Source organism: Parcubacteria group bacterium (genome assembly GCA_041657845.1).
In the GTDB taxonomy this organism is placed as follows: Bacteria; Patescibacteriota; Minisyncoccia; order Moranbacterales; family JAKLHP01; genus JAKLHP01.
Map to the genome: position 1 here is coordinate 1 of JBBABD010000018.1, position 15,177 is coordinate 15,177.

A 15,177-nucleotide genomic window follows, 5' to 3' on the forward strand; every position below is an offset into this window, starting at 1 on the left:
CGCAAAATGAAAAGAGCAAAGAGTATTTTTCTGTGGTGTGGCGAGCTTGTCGAGCAGTGGCGGGGCTGGCTTCCTTATTGGGGGTTTTGCTCAAAAAAAGTTCGAACATCAATCAAAAAACACCGCCTTAAATAAATTACGCAATAATCACTTATTTTTAAAAGCTTTTAATCTTCGTTTGGGCTGCTTTTTTCCATCCATCTTCCGGATTTTTCATATTCAGCCTTTCTATTATTACCGGTTTTTATTCTATTTTTTTCAGCTCTTTTGGCGTGGACTTTAGACATTAATTTTAAAGTAATGAGCCTTCCTTGATCCTGATTGGTTATTCCCATTCTCTTTAATATTTTTTCTATTTCTCCGGATAATATTTCTTTTGTACTTATAAGTTTTTGTCCTTCCTCTGTCTGAAATATCTCGTCTGATTTTGTATCAGCGAATGAAGCGGCTTCTTCCATTTTTCTGGCATCTTCTTCTGGATCGAATATTTTTTCCATGTTCATATTATTTGTATCCTTGCCTAGCGATGACAACTGCGAAAACCTCTTTTGCCCCGGATTTTTTGAGTGTTTTGGCACACTCGAAAATAGTGGCTCCGGTTGTCGTAACGTCATCGACCAAAAGGATTCTTTTATTTTTTACTAATTTTAGCTTATCTTTGGGAATTTTGAAAGCGTTTTCAATATTTTTCTTTCGAGCAAAATGATTTTTTATTTCCATTTGCGGATGAGTGTATCTGAATCTTTCAAGTAAATTATTTTCCAGATTGATAGGGAATCCGGGAGTAATTTTTTCAGCGATATATCCGGCCAAAAGCTTCGATTGGTTGAAGCCTCGCTGCCGAAGCCTTCTCTTGTGAAGCGGAACGGGGATAATCATATCAGGAAGAGGCAATTCTGAATTTTGAATTGACTTTAGCATTATATTTCCAAGCACGGAAAATAGTTCTTCAACAAAACGATATTTGTAAAGATGGATGGCTTTTGAAACCGTTTTGTCTTGATACGACACGGCGACCAAAAGCCCGTCCAAAGAATATTTTTTCTTGCATCCGAAACAAGTGAATCCGTTGGGAGTGATCATTTTCTCGCAGTACGGGCAAACCTGAATATTTTTGAGCGGTATTTTATTTAAGCAACTTTTGCAAAGCCAATTACCGGGTTTATAACAGGAAATGCAGGAGATGGGGAAAAGAGTATCTAGGATTGTTTTTTTGATTTCTGACAATATTACTGTTTTCAAATTTCCAATGACAAATGTCAAATTTCCAATCAAACTCAAATGACAAATATCAAAAATTTTATGTCATTCCTGCGAAAGCAGGAATCTATGCAAACGATAATCGCAAGTTTAACGCATAAATATTAGACTAGCGTAATTCAAAAGCGTAGATTCCTGGTCAAGCCAGGAATGACAATGTTTTTGAACTTTGACATTGATTTGATTCCGCTTAGCGGGAGAAATTTGGATTTTGAAATTAATTTGTTACTATTTTCCCGTTTATAACATCCAGTCCGATCTTACTGTTCCGCACTCTTCCTTCCACAATCTCTCTGGCCACCTTATCTTCCACAAATTCCTGGATATTTCGGCGGACGAGGCGAGCGCCCTGATCGAGAGCCAAGCTTTTTTGGGCGACAAAATCGACTACATTTTTCGAATAAGAGAAGACTATTCCTTGAAGTTCGAGGCGTTTTTTGAATTTTTGAAGCTCCAGTTTTGAAATTTCAGAAAGCTGTTTTTCGCCGAGAGGGTTAAACACGATAATATTGTCCAAACGATTAACAATTTCCGGTTTCATTTGTTTTTTAAGCTCCTCGATAACCCTGTTTCTTATTTCATCAAATTTAAGGTTGGACTTTCTCTTCGAACTGAATCCTATTCGAGCGGAAGAAGTGAACTGCGAAGTTCCCAGGTTAGAAGTGAGAATTATTATGGTATTTTTAAAGTTTATTTCCTTTCCTTCAGCATCAGTCAGAGTCCCGTCTTCCAGAATTTGGAGGAGAATATTGAAAACATCAGGATGAGCTTTTTCAATTTCATCGAAAAGCACGATACTATACGGCTGATGGCGTATTTTTTCCGTTAATCTCCCTCCTTCTTCATATCCGACATATCCTGCCGGAGCTCCAATGAGCCTTGAAACATTGTGGCGTTCCATGAACTCGCTCATATCGATGCGAATGAGATTCTGGATGCTGCCGAAGAAATCCTGAGCCAGAATTTTTGCCGTTAAAGTTTTTCCGACTCCCGTTGGTCCGAGAAAAAGAAAAGAACCCAGCGGTCTATCGGGATTGGAAATACCCGAAGAGGAACGGATTAAATTGCTGGATATTTTTTGGATGGCTTCTTTTTGCCCGATTATTTTAGATTCGAGATTTTTTTCCAAGTTTCTTAAATTTGGTTTTGATTTTCCGACAGTTAATTTTTCCAGGGGAACTCCGGTAATTTGTGAAACTGTTTCGGAGATATCGGCGCCGGCAATGAAGGCTGTTTTTTCTTTTTCTGCTTCTTTCCAGCTCTTTTTTAAAGCATCTATTTTTTTGGATAATTCTTTCTCTTTTTGGCGGAGTCCTAATGCCTCATCGTATTTCTCTTGATTTACGAAAGCATTCTTTTGAGTGATTATTTTTTCTCTCTCATTTTCCAATGCCTTTATTTTTTTTGAAAAATCAGGAGCTTTCTCTTTGTTTCTTGCGGCCGAGGATGTTTCATCGATAAGGTCGATAGCTTTATCCGGAAGAAATCGGTTATTAATATATCGAATGCTTAAAGTCACGGCTTGTCCCAGGGCGTCATCAGATATTGAGACATTGTGGAATTTTTCGTAGCTTTTTCTGATTCCTTCCAGAATTTTCTTTGTTTCTTCTGCGGATGGCTCATCGATTTTAAGCGGCTCAAATCTTCTTTCCAATGCCGGATCCTTCTCGAAATGTTTTTTGTATTCCGAAATAGTGGTAGCGCCGATGCATTGGATGTCTCCTCTGGATAAGGCGGGCTTCAAAATATTAGCCGCATCAAGGCCTCCGCTTAAATTTCCGGCTCCGATAACCGTATGAATTTCATCAATAAAAAGAATTACGTTTCTATTTCCAGTTGCTTCGTGGATTATTTCTTTAATCCTGGCTTCAAATTCGCCCCTAAAACTGGTTCCGGCGACAATTAACGCCATATCAAGCGACAGGATTTTTTTATTTATTAACTTGCTTGGAACATCTCCGGAATTTATTCTTTGAGCCAGTTTTGAAATCAAAGCGGTTTTCCCCACCCCGGGATCTCCAATCAGAACGGGATTATTTTTGTTTTTTCTTCCCAGGATATTTATAATCCTTTCAATTTCTTTCTCTCGGCCTATTATTATTTCTCCTCTCCTGGCAGTATCATTGTTTAAATCGGAACAGAATTGATTGAGATAAGGAGTAGCGCCAGTCTCTCCGCTCTTATTTTTAGAAAGAGTTATTTCAGGGAGATCAAAAATTTTAGAAAGATGCGCCAGAGAGTCGCTGTTTATTGAAGATCCAAGAATATTCCCCATATTTTTTTCCAATTTGGGAGTTGATCTTTCGAGGATTTTTTCAATTTCTTTATCATTTGATTCCAAAAGAGCATAAACCAGATGTTCGGTTCCGACGTATGGATAGCGAAAATTATTAGCCAAATAGTATGCTTTGGTTATAATAGCTACAAGCTCATTGGAAAATTTGGGTTTTAAGGCGGGATTTTTTTTTGATGCGAATAGTATAGTGTCCAAGCAATTTTTGTTTATCCCCATATTTTTTAGAATCATATTGCCCAGACAGCCATCTTCCAAGCATATAGCATAGAGCAGATGCTTTGGTTTTATTTCTTGGCAAGTTAAACTTTGAGCTTCTTTGAGGCATTTCTTGGCGTGCAGAGTTAATTTTTGGGATATTTTTGCTTCAAGCATAGCTCAAATTAATACAAAAGATTTATGATAATATTCTATTTCAATAAAGGCGAGAGGTCAATGATCGAGTCTTGATGGTGCATTTGCTAGTTGATAGCGGCTAGCTGGCTAGCAGAAATCTTTATGTGTATAACTTTTGCCTTGATTTTAAAAATATGCTATTATTTATTTAAGAATTAAAGTTTTTAGCCAAAAAAACTAAAAGTTTTATTTTGAGATAGGATTGTAATATAAAAATATAAACACAAATGTTTAAATTATTCGGTGGCTCAAAAAATTATGCTGTAGGAATAGATTTTGGAACCTCGGCGATAAAAATAGTGGAAATTTCCTACAAAAGCCAAAAAATGCATCTGGAAAATTATGGATGGGTGGATCTTGGATTGTTAAATCCTGCTTCCGTAAGAGGCGAAACCGCAGTTTCTGAGTCCCAAATTTCTTACAACAAAAAACTTCAAAAATATCTTGAAAGATTAATCAAATCGATGAAGCTTAAGTCTGACTCGGCTTATATTTCATTGCCTGGTTCTAGCGGTCTTATCACCGTAATTGACTTTCCTGACATGAAAGAAGAAGATCTGGAAAACGCTATCAGGTTTGAAGCTAGGAAATATATTCCCATCTCTCTTGACGAAGTTGCTCTTGATTGGGAAATTATTGGAAAGAAAACGAATGGAAATGATCCTAAAAAAGAAAATAAGGAGGAAAATCAAGGTCAAACAGAGAAAAAGAACAATATTTGGAATGTGGAGCTCGAAAAGCTTTCGGGGAAGGGTGTTAATAAGGGGAATATTCCAGACAAAAGAGAAAATAATGAAATTTTGTTAGTCGCAGCTCCCAGAGGGGAGGTTATTAGATGCGGGAATATCGTAAAGGAATCTGGGCTTAAGGTGAAAAACGTTGAACTGGAACTTTTTTCTTTGGCAAGGGCAATGGTAGGGAAAGACCCCGGATGTTTTTTGATTGTTGATATTGGAGCCAGAATGACCAATATTATTTTAGTTGAAGGCGGAACGATAAAAGTAAATCGTAATATTGAAGGCGGGGGGAATGAAATTACCAATGTGATTGCAGATAGCCTTAATATTTCAAAGCAAAGAGCCGAAGAACTAAAAAAAGAAAACAAGGATCTTCTGAGTAGCAGGGAAATGTCATTGGTTATACCGGTTTTAGATATGATCATTAATGAATCTATCAGAATAATCAATGCTTATAAATCGAAAAAAGGAGAACTGGGGAGAGTTGATGGAGTTATTCTTTCCGGAGGCTCGTCCAAGCTCCAGGGAATAGGCGGTTATTTCAATCAAAAAACAGGAATTCAAACTATTGTAGGAAATCCTTGGCGAAAAATAGATTATGATGAAAAAATTAATCCCTTCGTAGAAAAAATGGGAAATTCTTTTTCAGTCGCGTTGGGGTTGGCATTCAGAGGGGTAGAAGAGAATAATAATAAGCAATAAATAAATTTTTTATTAAAATTACCGGAAAAATACATCTCTGATTTATTTTCCCGGATATTTTTAAAAAGATGAACAATATAAATCTTTTTGAGTCGGCCCAGGGGGGAAATAATATTAAACAGAGATTCGGAGGAGGAAAGGCCCTTATTGTTCCCGTAGTTCTTTTGATTGGCGTTTTTATTGTTCTTGTCCTGCTTAAGTGGTATTCTTCCAACCTAAGTAATCAAAAGGCAAGCTTAGTGCAAGAGAATGAATTAGAGATGGCTACTTTAAGCGGGAAGAATGCTGACAGGATAGTCGATTTTGAAAAAAGGATGGAAAGAGCAGCAGATGAGTCTTCTTCCAGGGATGATTATAGCAAATATTTAGAAGAGCTTGAGGGCATTATGGTTAGCGGTGCAAAAGTCAATTCTTTCACATATTCTCCCAATGCGGTCAAGATAGAATTAACAACTGATAATTTTCAGACGGTAGCAAGGCAAGTGCTTAGCTTTAAAAATTCAAATAATTTTAAAAATTTAAAAATTAATAACACTTCTCGCAGTGAAGACGGCGAGATCATAGTTAATTTCGAGGAATAATTTAAACATAGTATCTAATTCTTTTGATTGGTTTTAGTTTTCCAATAGATTTGGCAAATTAAATCCGAAATAATCTTATGCGCTTAAAAATAATTTTTACTCCGATAGCGTTCTTGGTTGTGGTTGTTGTTTCAATTTGGTATATTTGGCCGACCATTCAAGAAATCAATATTAAAAGGAATGAAGTAAGCAAAGCCGTTGACGATCTTAATCGCACTAGGGATAAAAAAAATAATGTAGATATTCTCAAGACGATTTTGGATAACAATAAAGAAAAAGAGGATTATATTTTAAGCTATCTTCCTTCCGTGAGAAGCGATGAAAGGACAACAGACGCGATAAATTATATAGCGGATGATTCCGGAATAAGCCTGATCAAACTAACGCTGGAAGAAGGGAAGGGTAATGTTTTGGCTCAAATTCCCAATAATGCTTCGGACAATCAAATCGATGATCCAAATGTCAGATTTGTAACTGTGAAAGCTAATCTTTTGGGAAAATATGATAATATAAAAATGTTTCTAAAGCAAATTTATAGCGCTGGAATTTTGAATAAAACAAATTCGCTTGCTATTTCAAAAAAAGAGATTTCTTCCGAAGAGGGGAATCAGTCCGATAGCGATGTCCTTAGCGTAAGTATAGCAATGGGGTTTGGGCATATGGAATCAGTTAATGCAGAAAGCGGCGATTACTCGAACATTTTTTCCAAGAATAACTTTGACTTTAGCAAAGAAATAAAACTGCATGATTTAATGACAAAGAACGTTCCAGTTTTAAATGAAGGGCAAAAAGGAAAGAGCAATCCCTTCCTCCAGTAATTAATTTTAAAGTTCAGTTATTTTATTTATGAATGACGGGAAAAATAAAACGAAAGATTCGATAGAAATTGAACTAGCCAAAAGGGCTCAGCAATTGGGGGTTCCTTATGTATATAAATTTCCAGACGATATTGATAAGGACGTTGTTTTTATAATCCCGGAAAATTTAGTCTTGAAGCATCAAATGATTGCTTTTGACAAGGAAGATGATTTAATAAGAGTAGCGATGGTTGACGTTCATGACATAGAGGCTCTAAATGTTCTTCGTTTTTTAACCGGCAAAGAAGGGTTTCGAATTGAAATTTATCTCACCAATCCGGAAAAAATAAAGGATATGCTGAGATTGTATAGCAATCCTGAGAAAATAGCAGCAGAAGCCGCAATGTCCCTCAAAGAAGAAGAAAAAGAAATTAAAAAATCAAAAAAAAGCAAGGAAGAAAAAATTCAGGAAATAATTCAAGACGCTCCGGTTACGAAACTCGTCGAAGTTATTGTGAATCATGCAGTAGAGGGGCGGGCTAGCGATATTCATATTGAGCCAATAGATGATAAGTATCGAGTTCGGTTTAGGATTGACGGGGTGTTGCATCCCTCCTTATTTATTTCGAAAGATGTGGGAAGAGCAGTTGTTTCTAGAATAAAAATATTATCTAATTTAAAAATAGATGAGCAGAGAAAGCCGCAGGATGGAAGGTTCCAAATAAAGGATGGGAAAAAGATTACTGATTTTAGAGTCTCAACCTTTCCTGTCGTCGAGGGTGAAAAAGTAGTAATGCGTGTTCTTGACAGGACAAACCAAGTTTTTGACTTAGAGTCCTTGGGCTTGATTGGGAGGAATCACGAAATTTTTGATAAAAGAATAAGAGATCCTTTCGGAATAGTGCTTATTACCGGTCCGACTGGCAGCGGGAAATCTACCACGCTGTATGGATTTTTAAAAATTTTGAATCAGGAAGAGAGAAATATCGTTACCCTTGAAGATCCTGTAGAATATTACATTGGCGGCGTTAACCAAAGCCAAATAAAACCGGAAATAGGATATACTTTTGCAAACGGACTCCGCTCTATTCTGCGCCAAGATCCCAATGTTATAATGGTAGGGGAAATACGAGACAATGAAACGGCCGAACTTGCTATTCATGCAGCGCTTACCGGACACTTGGTTTTTTCGACTCTTCACACCAATGATGCTGTTGGATCCATCCCCCGCCTTATTGATATGGGTATAGAACCTTTCCTGCTTGCATCTTCACTTAAAGTTGTAGCCGCTCAGCGTTTGGTAAGAAAGATTTGTGAAAATTGCAAAGAGGAAATTGACGTCCCTGAGAAGATTTATAAAAAAATTGAGCAAGAACTATCCATAATTCCAAAAGAAGAACTAAAAAAATATGGGGTTGATCTTTCTGAGAAGCTTAAATTTTATAGCGGAAAAGGTTGCGGGGAATGCGGGAATCTTGGATTGAAAGGAAGAATTGCAATTTATGAAGTCATAGAAATAAGCAGTTCAATGCAGGAATTGATTTCAGGTAAAAGTGGAAATGAAGTGGCGGTTAAGATGCAAGCTGAGAAAGAGGGAATGATAACAATGAGGCAGGACGGCCTTTTGAAAGTTTTAAAAGGCGTAACAGTTTATTCCGAAATAGATAGAGTTACCAAGGGGAGTATGAGTATAGGAGGAGAAATTGAAGATGTATAAGCCGCATTTAATTTTTAAAAATTAAAATATTTTTATGGAAAAAAAGACGATATTGTTAGTAGAGGATGATTCTTTTGTCTCTGACATTTATCAGACAAAAATAAGCAGCGAGGGATTTGATATGATGGTGGCGGAAAATGGTTTGGAGGCAATAAAAAAATTGGAGGAAAAAATTCCCGATCTAATCCTTCTGGATATTGTGATGCCGTATATGGACGGGATAGAAACGCTTAAAAAAATTAAAAAGGAGGAAAAATGGAAAAAAATTCCGATTATTTTACTTACCAATTTGTCGGAAAAAGAAAAAATTCAAGAAGCACTGGGAATGGGAGCTGATGATTATTTGATTAAATCTCATTTTACTCCGTCAGAGGTAATCAGCAAGGTTAATATGGTATTAAAAAAATAAATTCAAATTTATGGTTCACGGAGAACAAAGACTAAAAAGTTTACTTAGGATGGTTGCTCAGCAAAACGGATCTGATCTGCATTTAGTTGCGGCTCGTTATCCTACAATAAGACTTGACGGAAAGCTCTACCCGATGTCCCAAGAAACAGTGCTAACCCCGGAAGATACGCAGTCCCTTAGCGATGCAATGCTTAGCGAGGAGAATAAAAAACACTTAATAGCAGATGGGCAAGTTGATTTTTCCTATAACTTTGAAGATAAGGCTCGTTTTAGGACAAATATATTTTTTCAAAAGGGATATATCAGCATCGCAATGCGGCTTATCCCTGACAGGATTAGGACTTTAGAAGAATTGAATATGCCGATCGCTCTCTATGATCTTATGAATTGCTCTCAGGGTTTGATTCTGATTACTGGTCCAGTCGGCCACGGAAAATCTACTACGCTTGCGGCGATGCTTGATTATGCTAATCATAATCAGGAGAAAAATATTATTACAGTTGAAGATCCAATCGAATACGTTTATGTTCAGGATCGATGCATAGTAAACCAAAGAGAAGTTGGCCAGGATACCAAATCATTTAATAACGCCCTCCGAGCTATTTTTAGAGAGGACGCTAATATAGTATTAATTGGAGAAATGAGAGATTTAGATACCATTGGAACGGCTATGACGGCAGCTGAAACCGGACATTTGATTTTAGGAACGCTTCATACCAATGATAGCTCCCAGACAATCGATAGAATTATTGATGTTTTTCCGGCTCATCAGCAAAACCAGATAAGATTGCAACTTTCCAATGTTCTTTTGGGGGTCGTTTCTCAGCGATTGATACCTCAAATAGGAGGAGGAAGAGTTCCTGCTGTGGAAATTATGTTTAAAAATCATGCCGTTGAGAATTTAATCCGTGAAAATAAAGCGTATCAAATAGATAATGTTATCGAAACATCGCTTAAAGAAGGGATGATATCCCTGGACAAATCTTTGATGGATTTGGTGCAGAGAGGGCTTGTAACCGCGGAAGATGCTTCTATTTATGCAAAGAATAAAGATTATTTTCAGATGCTAATTAATAAAAATAATTAAATATGAATTTTATTTTTAAAGCCAAAGATTCTTTGGGAAAAACCAAAGAAGGAGAGGTGGAGGCAATTACTCAAGAAGCAGCTGTCCAGATTATCCAAAGAAAAGGGCTGATCCCTGTTTCTGTTGTTGAAAAAGAAAGAAGCTCTTTTTTCATTAAAGATCTAAAAAGAATTTGGGAGGGAGCAAGACCGAAGGAGCTGGTTATTTTTTTTCGGCAACTCTCAACGCTCATTGATTCGAAAGTTCCGATCGTTCCTTCTCTTCAGGCGCTGGAAGAGCAAACTGATAATCAATATCTCAGGGTGGTGATCAGAGAAATGGAAGATGATATAAAAGACGGGATGTCTCTTTCTGAGAGCTTATCCAAGCACCCGTTGGTTTTTAATAGATTGACTATTAGTATGATAAGATCCGGTGAAATATCTGGGAATCTTCAAAAATCAATCTCGTATATTGCCGATAATATTGAAAAAAACTATCAGTTAAGCTCAAAAATTAAAAGTGCGCTTTTCTATCCGGCTTTTGTTATTGGAGCGGCAACCATAATAGGTTTCATTGTAATAACTTTTGTTTTGCCAAAGCTTACCGGAGTAATTAAGGAAATGAATGTGGCTATGCCTTGGTATACGAAATTGTTAATGATGATTGGAGATTTTATGCAAGCTTATTGGTGGGCAGTGCTTATTGCCATATTGGGAATTATAGGCGGTTTGATATATTACATAAAAACAGAGGAGGGAAAAAAAGAATGGGACCAGATAAAAATAAAATTGCCTGTTTTCGGAAGTTTCTTCAAAGCTGTTTATATTGCCAGATTTGCCGATAACTTTGCGATTTTGATTGACGGGGGAATTCCAATGGTCAATGCTCTTCAGGAAGTTAGCTCGGTTGTCGGGAATTGTGTTTTTCGGAATATAATCTTGAAATGTGCCGATGAAGCAAAAAAAGGGGGAAATATTAGCGATGTTTTTTCAAAATCCGAAGAAATACCGCCGATTGTCACCAGAATGGTCAAAATCGGGGAAGAAACCGGAAAGTTAAGTGAAATAATGAGAAGAACCGCTACCTTCTATGAACAAGAAGTAGATGCGATGACTAGGAATATCTCCACGATGATTGAACCGATTTTAATTTCTATTTTGGGAATCGGAGTGGCGATTATGGTTTTTGCGGTGCTACTGCCAATTTATGATATTGCAAATAAAATTCAATAACTCTTTTTGCCTAATGGGAAATGCTGAAGTTTATGCTATAATAAAAGTAATGATTTTGGATAATGGATAAAAAATAAAAATAGAAAGGCGGTGAAATATGAAAAAGAAAAAAACAAACAAAAAGAAGAAAGGTTTTACTCTGATCGAGCTTTTAATCGTTATCGCCATCATCGGAATCTTGGCGTCGATTGTGTTGGTAAGTCTTTCGTCAGCTAGGCAAAGAGCCAGAATGGCGGAATTCAAGTCTGTAGCTGCTAGCTGTAATGCAGCGAATGTTGCAAGTTGTGATGCGGGTACAACAACCGCATGTCCAGCCGGCACATCTAACGCTGCAGGTGCCCCAACTTGTAATGCATCAACTGGAGATATAGGCGGAACCATGGACTCAATACCTGCTACGACGGGTGGTGCCTGCACGGCAACATTTAACGTTAACGGAGTTGCGTTCGCAGGTAGTTGTTAAATTCCAGTTTAGAAGAATTCAGTCAAGGATGGTTTTGCACTGCATTAAAAATTTCTATGCTTGCCAATTTGTCACCTAGGTGTATTGGCAAGCAAATAAAGTTTTTAAGTTTATTATTAATAAGTATGGCTAAAATTAGAAAAAGGCGAGGTTTTACTCTGATCGAACTTTTGATCGTTATCGCCATCATCGGAATTTTGGCATCAATCGTATTGGTGAGTTTATCGTCTGCTAGAAAAAGAGCCAGAATGGATGAGTTTAAATCTAAGGTTAAGAGTATGCAGATAGCAATGGTTTCAGGTTGTGAAGCTTCTCCTCATGTAATTCCAACCTGGACAGATCCCAATGGCGTTGCAACCATAACCGCCGTTCCGACATGTACAGCTACTACAGGTGAAATACTTGGAGGCGTATATACTTCAACAGCGGTTACTGGATCAACAACTTGTGTCGGGACTCTCAGCCAAGTGGGGGCTGTATTTTCTGGCGATTGTTAATATCATTTATTGTCAAAAAACGAACACAAAATATGACTATTCTATTTTTTTTTATTTCTGGGCTTATTATCGGCAGTTTTTTGAATGTCGTGGTTTATCGTTTGAATGTGGCCGAGTCTATTTTGGGACGCTCTCATTGTCCGCATTGCAAAAAGCAAATTCGCTGGTATGACAATATCCCGCTTTTTAGTTTTATTCTCCTCAGGATGAAATGCCGGGATTGTAATGAAAAAATATCTTGGCAATATCCACTCATGGAATTTGTTACCGGCGCGGTTTTTGCGCTTCTCGGAAATTATTTCTTTTTTTTGAGCGATCCTCAAAGCTGGATAATCACCGCTTATTTCCTGGCGCTTTTTTCTTTGCTGCTCGTCATTTTTATGTATGATCTCAAATATATGGAAATCCCGATGATTATTTTCTGGATTGCTTTGGGCGTTTCGCTTCTGTACGCCATTTTTAGCGACTGGCTGAATTTTATTCCGGAGCTGGGAATTTGGAATCTTTCCATCTTTTCGGGAATGATCGGGGGAGTTATTGCCTTTCTTTTCTTTTTTATCCTGGTTCTCGTTTCCAAAGAGAAATGGATGGGAATGGGCGATGCCTACCTGGCTTTTTTGGCTGGATTCGTTGTCGGATATCCCAAAATATTTTTTACTTTAGCAGCAGCTTTTCTTATCGGTTCGATTTGTAGTATAATACTATTGCTGGCGAAGAAAAAGACGATGAAAAGCCAGATTCCATTTGCTCCGTTTTTGGTCAGTGCTATGATTTTGGCAATTTTTCTTTCCAAAATTTTCCCAGGCATAGATTATTATTACTCAATGTTTTATTAATGAATAAAATTTTTTCCGCCAAATGCGGATCCGCCTATGGCGGAAAAAATAAAAAGGGATTTTCTCTCATTGAATTGCTTATAGCGATTGCTATTATAGGCATCATTACTTCGGTGACTATCGTTTCAATGGGTGATAGAAAGAGAGATGCTGAAGTGGAAGTTGCAGCCAGGAAAGTTGTCGCTGCTATCCGACAAGCGCAAAATAATGCCCTAGCTGGAAAAGGCGCCAGTTCTAGCTGTTCTCAATATAATTTTACATACGGTTCTTCCGGCTATTCTATGGATTGCAGTGGAAATTATTCCGTTAGTCATACTCTAGAAAACGGAATAACATTTGCCAATGCAAGCGCAAACACAGTTTCTTTTTCCGTGCCATTCGGAACCTTAAATCCTGCCAGTGATACGACGATTCAATTAACTAAAAATAGCAGTACGTATTATATTTGCGTGAATAAAGGCGGAGATGTTTCGGAAGTAAAAAATCTTCCTTGCCCGTCATAAAAATAATCGATTAAAATAATGAAAATAAAAAACAAAAACGGCTTTTCTTTCATAGAAGTCCTCATCTCCGTCTTCGTTTTGTCTATCGGGATTACGGCAGCTATAACTTTGATGGCGGGAAATATCAAAAATTCAATCGATTCTCGCGATAGCATTATTGCTTCAGAATTGGCGCAGGAAGGAGTTGAATTAATCAGGAATGTCAGAGACAACAATTTTCTAACCAACCCAGAAGATGTTTTCAACGGCTTTGCTAATGATGATTGCATAATCAGCTATAATAGCAACCTATCTTGCGGGGGAAGTTTGAATTATGCATTAAACTATAATAGCGGTTATTACACGCATTCCGGAGGAGATGCGACAAAATTTTTAAGGAGAATAAATATCACTAGCGATCCCGGAGGATCGGGAGGAAAATTGGTAACAAGCACAACTTGGTGGAATGGAAATTCAGACCCTCCTGTTGATTGCAATATGGCGGCAAAGTGTATTTATGTCGAGAATATTTTAACTGACTGGAAAAATTAAAATGAAAAAAATGAGAAACAAAAAAGGGTTTTCTTTGCTGGAGGTAATGACAGCTATGTTTATTTTTGTCTTAGTAATGATGGCGGTTTCGATTTCTTTTTCCAGTCTTTTTGGAGGCTATAGTAGCGCCAAGTCAATCCAAAAAGATTTGGAAAGCGCTCAGTATTCAATGAATCTAATGGCAAAATCATTGAGAACTAGCAGTATTGTTGATCCCAATAGTCCTGGCAATGTTTCCAGAATCATATTTTATAATTATTCAGAAAAAAAATGCGTTTCATATCGATTTAATGAAGGGAAATTGCAAATGGCTGAAGTGGATGATCCAAATGACGGTATAAGCGGAAGCACCTTTTCCGAGAAGAGGGATTGGTGTTCCACTGTAACTTTTTCGGAATATTCCAATTTAGTTGCGAAGAATGTCAATAGTCTGAGTTTTTATGTTGTCCCTTCAGATGATACTGCTGGTTCGGAAGTTTTGGGCAAGGTGACGATATCAATCGAAATATGTGCATCTAGCGGTTGCTCGAGCGCAAAAAAAGATGTGGCAAGAATCCAAACATCCGTTTCCCTTAGAACTTATAAAGAAGCTGGGATTTAAAATTTTTTGCCGAAATTTAATAATTGAACGCAAAAGTTATGAAAAAAAAGAAATTAAATCGCGGATCTGCTCTTGTTTTTTCTTTGGTAGTGCTTTTTATCGGTGTTGTTGCGGCTTTGGGAATAGCTTCAACGGCAATTATTTCCAAAAAAATGTCTAGTGAAACAGGAAAATCCACCCAAGCCTTTCAGACGGCCGACAGCGGAGCGGAAATAATACTTAAAAAAATAAAAGATGCTGGTTCTCTGGATAAGATTTCTAGTTTGGGATGCGTCTCCGAAGTGGCTTCAGGCGACATTGGAACTGGAAGCGTTAAAAAATATGAGGTTACTTTTTTTGGCGAAGAAGGTTCATTAGGATGCGAAGATGATGTTTCTGAAATTATCAGGATAAACTCTGTCGGTTCTTATGCGGGGACAGCCCGAGCGGTGAATATGGCGGTAGCTGGAAGCAGTTGCACGAGTGTTTCATGCGGAGACACTTGTAAATATAATGAAAATGAATATGAAACAATAAAAATCGGAAACCAATGCTGGTTTGCTGAAAATTTGCG

17 protein-coding genes are annotated in these 15,177 nt (G+C 37.4%); 14 read left to right on the plus strand and 3 right to left on the minus strand.

All coding sequences use genetic code 11. From position 1 onward, the window contains the following. Positions 1 to 167: 167 nt before the first annotated feature. The 3 genes from WC906_03555 to WC906_03565 all read right to left on the minus strand — a co-directional run bounded on the left by WC906_03555 (position 168) and on the right by WC906_03565 (position 3,928). Positions 168 to 503 carry a hypothetical protein gene (locus WC906_03555; protein ID MFA5777488.1) on the minus strand — a complete coding sequence of 112 codons (336 nt, stop codon included), beginning with the start codon at positions 501 to 503 and terminating at the stop codon, positions 168 to 170. A gap of 1 nt (position 504) precedes the next feature. Beyond that, complete coding sequence (locus WC906_03560) at positions 505 to 1,242, minus strand: ComF family protein (GenBank protein MFA5777489.1); 738 nt, start codon at positions 1,240 to 1,242, stop codon at positions 505 to 507. A gap of 235 nt (positions 1,243 to 1,477) precedes the next feature. Further along, on the minus strand, positions 1,478 to 3,928 hold the full coding sequence (locus WC906_03565; GenBank protein MFA5777490.1) for an ATP-dependent Clp protease ATP-binding subunit: 2,451 nt from the start codon (positions 3,926 to 3,928) through the stop codon (positions 1,478 to 1,480). Between the two features lie 248 nt (positions 3,929 to 4,176). Between WC906_03565 and pilM the strand changes: the two genes are divergently transcribed. The 14 genes from pilM to WC906_03635 form a co-directional block, all read left to right on the plus strand. Further along, on the plus strand, positions 4,177 to 5,388 hold the full coding sequence (gene pilM / locus WC906_03570; GenBank protein ID MFA5777491.1) for a pilus assembly protein PilM: 1,212 nt from the start codon (positions 4,177 to 4,179) through the stop codon (positions 5,386 to 5,388). 68 nt (positions 5,389 to 5,456) lie between these two features. Continuing rightward, entirely contained in the window at positions 5,457 to 5,969 is a 513-nt protein-coding gene (locus WC906_03575) for a hypothetical protein (protein MFA5777492.1), read from the plus strand. 77 nt (positions 5,970 to 6,046) lie between these two features. Continuing rightward, the gene (locus tag WC906_03580) at positions 6,047 to 6,787 is read left to right on the plus strand and encodes a hypothetical protein (protein ID MFA5777493.1); all 741 of its coding nucleotides are present in this window, start codon (positions 6,047 to 6,049) and stop codon (positions 6,785 to 6,787) included. Between the two features lie 28 nt (positions 6,788 to 6,815). Then, positions 6,816 to 8,483 (plus strand): GspE/PulE family protein, encoded by a 1,668-nt coding sequence (locus WC906_03585; GenBank protein ID MFA5777494.1) that lies wholly within the window; start codon positions 6,816 to 6,818, stop codon positions 8,481 to 8,483. 34 nt (positions 8,484 to 8,517) lie between these two features. Then, a complete protein-coding gene (locus WC906_03590; GenBank protein MFA5777495.1) occupies positions 8,518 to 8,892 on the plus strand; it encodes a response regulator in 375 nt (124 codons plus the stop codon). 10 nt (positions 8,893 to 8,902) lie between these two features. Continuing rightward, positions 8,903 to 9,979 (plus strand): PilT/PilU family type 4a pilus ATPase, encoded by a 1,077-nt coding sequence (locus WC906_03595; protein MFA5777496.1) that lies wholly within the window; start codon positions 8,903 to 8,905, stop codon positions 9,977 to 9,979. 2 nt (positions 9,980 to 9,981) lie between these two features. Next, positions 9,982 to 11,193, plus strand: coding sequence for a type II secretion system F family protein (locus WC906_03600; protein ID MFA5777497.1), 1,212 nt, complete (start codon positions 9,982 to 9,984; stop codon positions 11,191 to 11,193). Between the two features lie 97 nt (positions 11,194 to 11,290). Beyond that, positions 11,291 to 11,656, plus strand: a complete 366-nt coding sequence (locus WC906_03605) for a type II secretion system protein (GenBank protein MFA5777498.1) — start codon at positions 11,291 to 11,293, stop codon at positions 11,654 to 11,656. Between the two features lie 125 nt (positions 11,657 to 11,781). Next, positions 11,782 to 12,153 (plus strand): type II secretion system protein, encoded by a 372-nt coding sequence (locus WC906_03610; protein ID MFA5777499.1) that lies wholly within the window; start codon positions 11,782 to 11,784, stop codon positions 12,151 to 12,153. A 32-nt stretch (positions 12,154 to 12,185) separates the two neighbouring features. Beyond that, positions 12,186 to 12,989 (plus strand): prepilin peptidase, encoded by an 804-nt coding sequence (locus tag WC906_03615; GenBank protein MFA5777500.1) that lies wholly within the window; start codon positions 12,186 to 12,188, stop codon positions 12,987 to 12,989. Continuing rightward, positions 12,989 to 13,492 (plus strand): prepilin-type N-terminal cleavage/methylation domain-containing protein, encoded by a 504-nt coding sequence (locus WC906_03620; protein ID MFA5777501.1) that lies wholly within the window; start codon positions 12,989 to 12,991, stop codon positions 13,490 to 13,492. Before WC906_03615 ends, WC906_03620 begins: the two co-directional genes overlap by 1 nt. Positions 13,493 to 13,510: 18 nt before the next feature. Next, the gene (locus WC906_03625) at positions 13,511 to 14,023 is read left to right on the plus strand and encodes a prepilin-type N-terminal cleavage/methylation domain-containing protein (protein MFA5777502.1); all 513 of its coding nucleotides are present in this window, start codon (positions 13,511 to 13,513) and stop codon (positions 14,021 to 14,023) included. 10 nt (positions 14,024 to 14,033) lie between these two features. Further along, the gene (locus WC906_03630) at positions 14,034 to 14,624 is read left to right on the plus strand and encodes a prepilin-type N-terminal cleavage/methylation domain-containing protein (GenBank protein MFA5777503.1); all 591 of its coding nucleotides are present in this window, start codon (positions 14,034 to 14,036) and stop codon (positions 14,622 to 14,624) included. Between the two features lie 38 nt (positions 14,625 to 14,662). Further along, a partial coding sequence (locus WC906_03635; protein ID MFA5777504.1) for a hypothetical protein occupies positions 14,663 to 15,177 on the plus strand: 515 nt, incomplete at its 3' end.

What these genes read in the sequence shown, in the direction of transcription:
- WC906_03580 (MFA5777493.1), top strand. Translation starts at nt 6,047, where the DNA reads ATGCGCTTAAAAATAATTTTTACTCCGATAGCGTTCTTGGTTGTGGTT.
- WC906_03555 (MFA5777488.1), bottom strand. Translation starts at nt 503, where the DNA reads ATGAACATGGAAAAAATATTCGATCCAGAAGAAGATGCCAGAAAAATG.
- WC906_03615 (MFA5777500.1), top strand. Translation starts at nt 12,186, where the DNA reads ATGACTATTCTATTTTTTTTTATTTCTGGGCTTATTATCGGCAGTTTT.
- WC906_03600 (MFA5777497.1), top strand. Translation starts at nt 9,982, where the DNA reads ATGAATTTTATTTTTAAAGCCAAAGATTCTTTGGGAAAAACCAAAGAA.
- WC906_03565 (MFA5777490.1), bottom strand. Translation starts at nt 3,928, where the DNA reads ATGCTTGAAGCAAAAATATCCCAAAAATTAACTCTGCACGCCAAGAAA.
- WC906_03625 (MFA5777502.1), top strand. Translation starts at nt 13,511, where the DNA reads ATGAAAATAAAAAACAAAAACGGCTTTTCTTTCATAGAAGTCCTCATC.
- WC906_03630 (MFA5777503.1), top strand. Translation starts at nt 14,034, where the DNA reads ATGAGAAACAAAAAAGGGTTTTCTTTGCTGGAGGTAATGACAGCTATG.
- WC906_03620 (MFA5777501.1), top strand. Translation starts at nt 12,989, where the DNA reads ATGAATAAAATTTTTTCCGCCAAATGCGGATCCGCCTATGGCGGAAAA.
- WC906_03575 (MFA5777492.1), top strand. Translation starts at nt 5,457, where the DNA reads ATGAACAATATAAATCTTTTTGAGTCGGCCCAGGGGGGAAATAATATT.
- pilM (MFA5777491.1), top strand. Translation starts at nt 4,177, where the DNA reads ATGTTTAAATTATTCGGTGGCTCAAAAAATTATGCTGTAGGAATAGAT.
- WC906_03610 (MFA5777499.1), top strand. Translation starts at nt 11,782, where the DNA reads ATGGCTAAAATTAGAAAAAGGCGAGGTTTTACTCTGATCGAACTTTTG.
- WC906_03605 (MFA5777498.1), top strand. Translation starts at nt 11,291, where the DNA reads ATGAAAAAGAAAAAAACAAACAAAAAGAAGAAAGGTTTTACTCTGATC.
- WC906_03595 (MFA5777496.1), top strand. Translation starts at nt 8,903, where the DNA reads ATGGTTCACGGAGAACAAAGACTAAAAAGTTTACTTAGGATGGTTGCT.
- WC906_03585 (MFA5777494.1), top strand. Translation starts at nt 6,816, where the DNA reads ATGAATGACGGGAAAAATAAAACGAAAGATTCGATAGAAATTGAACTA.
- WC906_03590 (MFA5777495.1), top strand. Translation starts at nt 8,518, where the DNA reads ATGGAAAAAAAGACGATATTGTTAGTAGAGGATGATTCTTTTGTCTCT.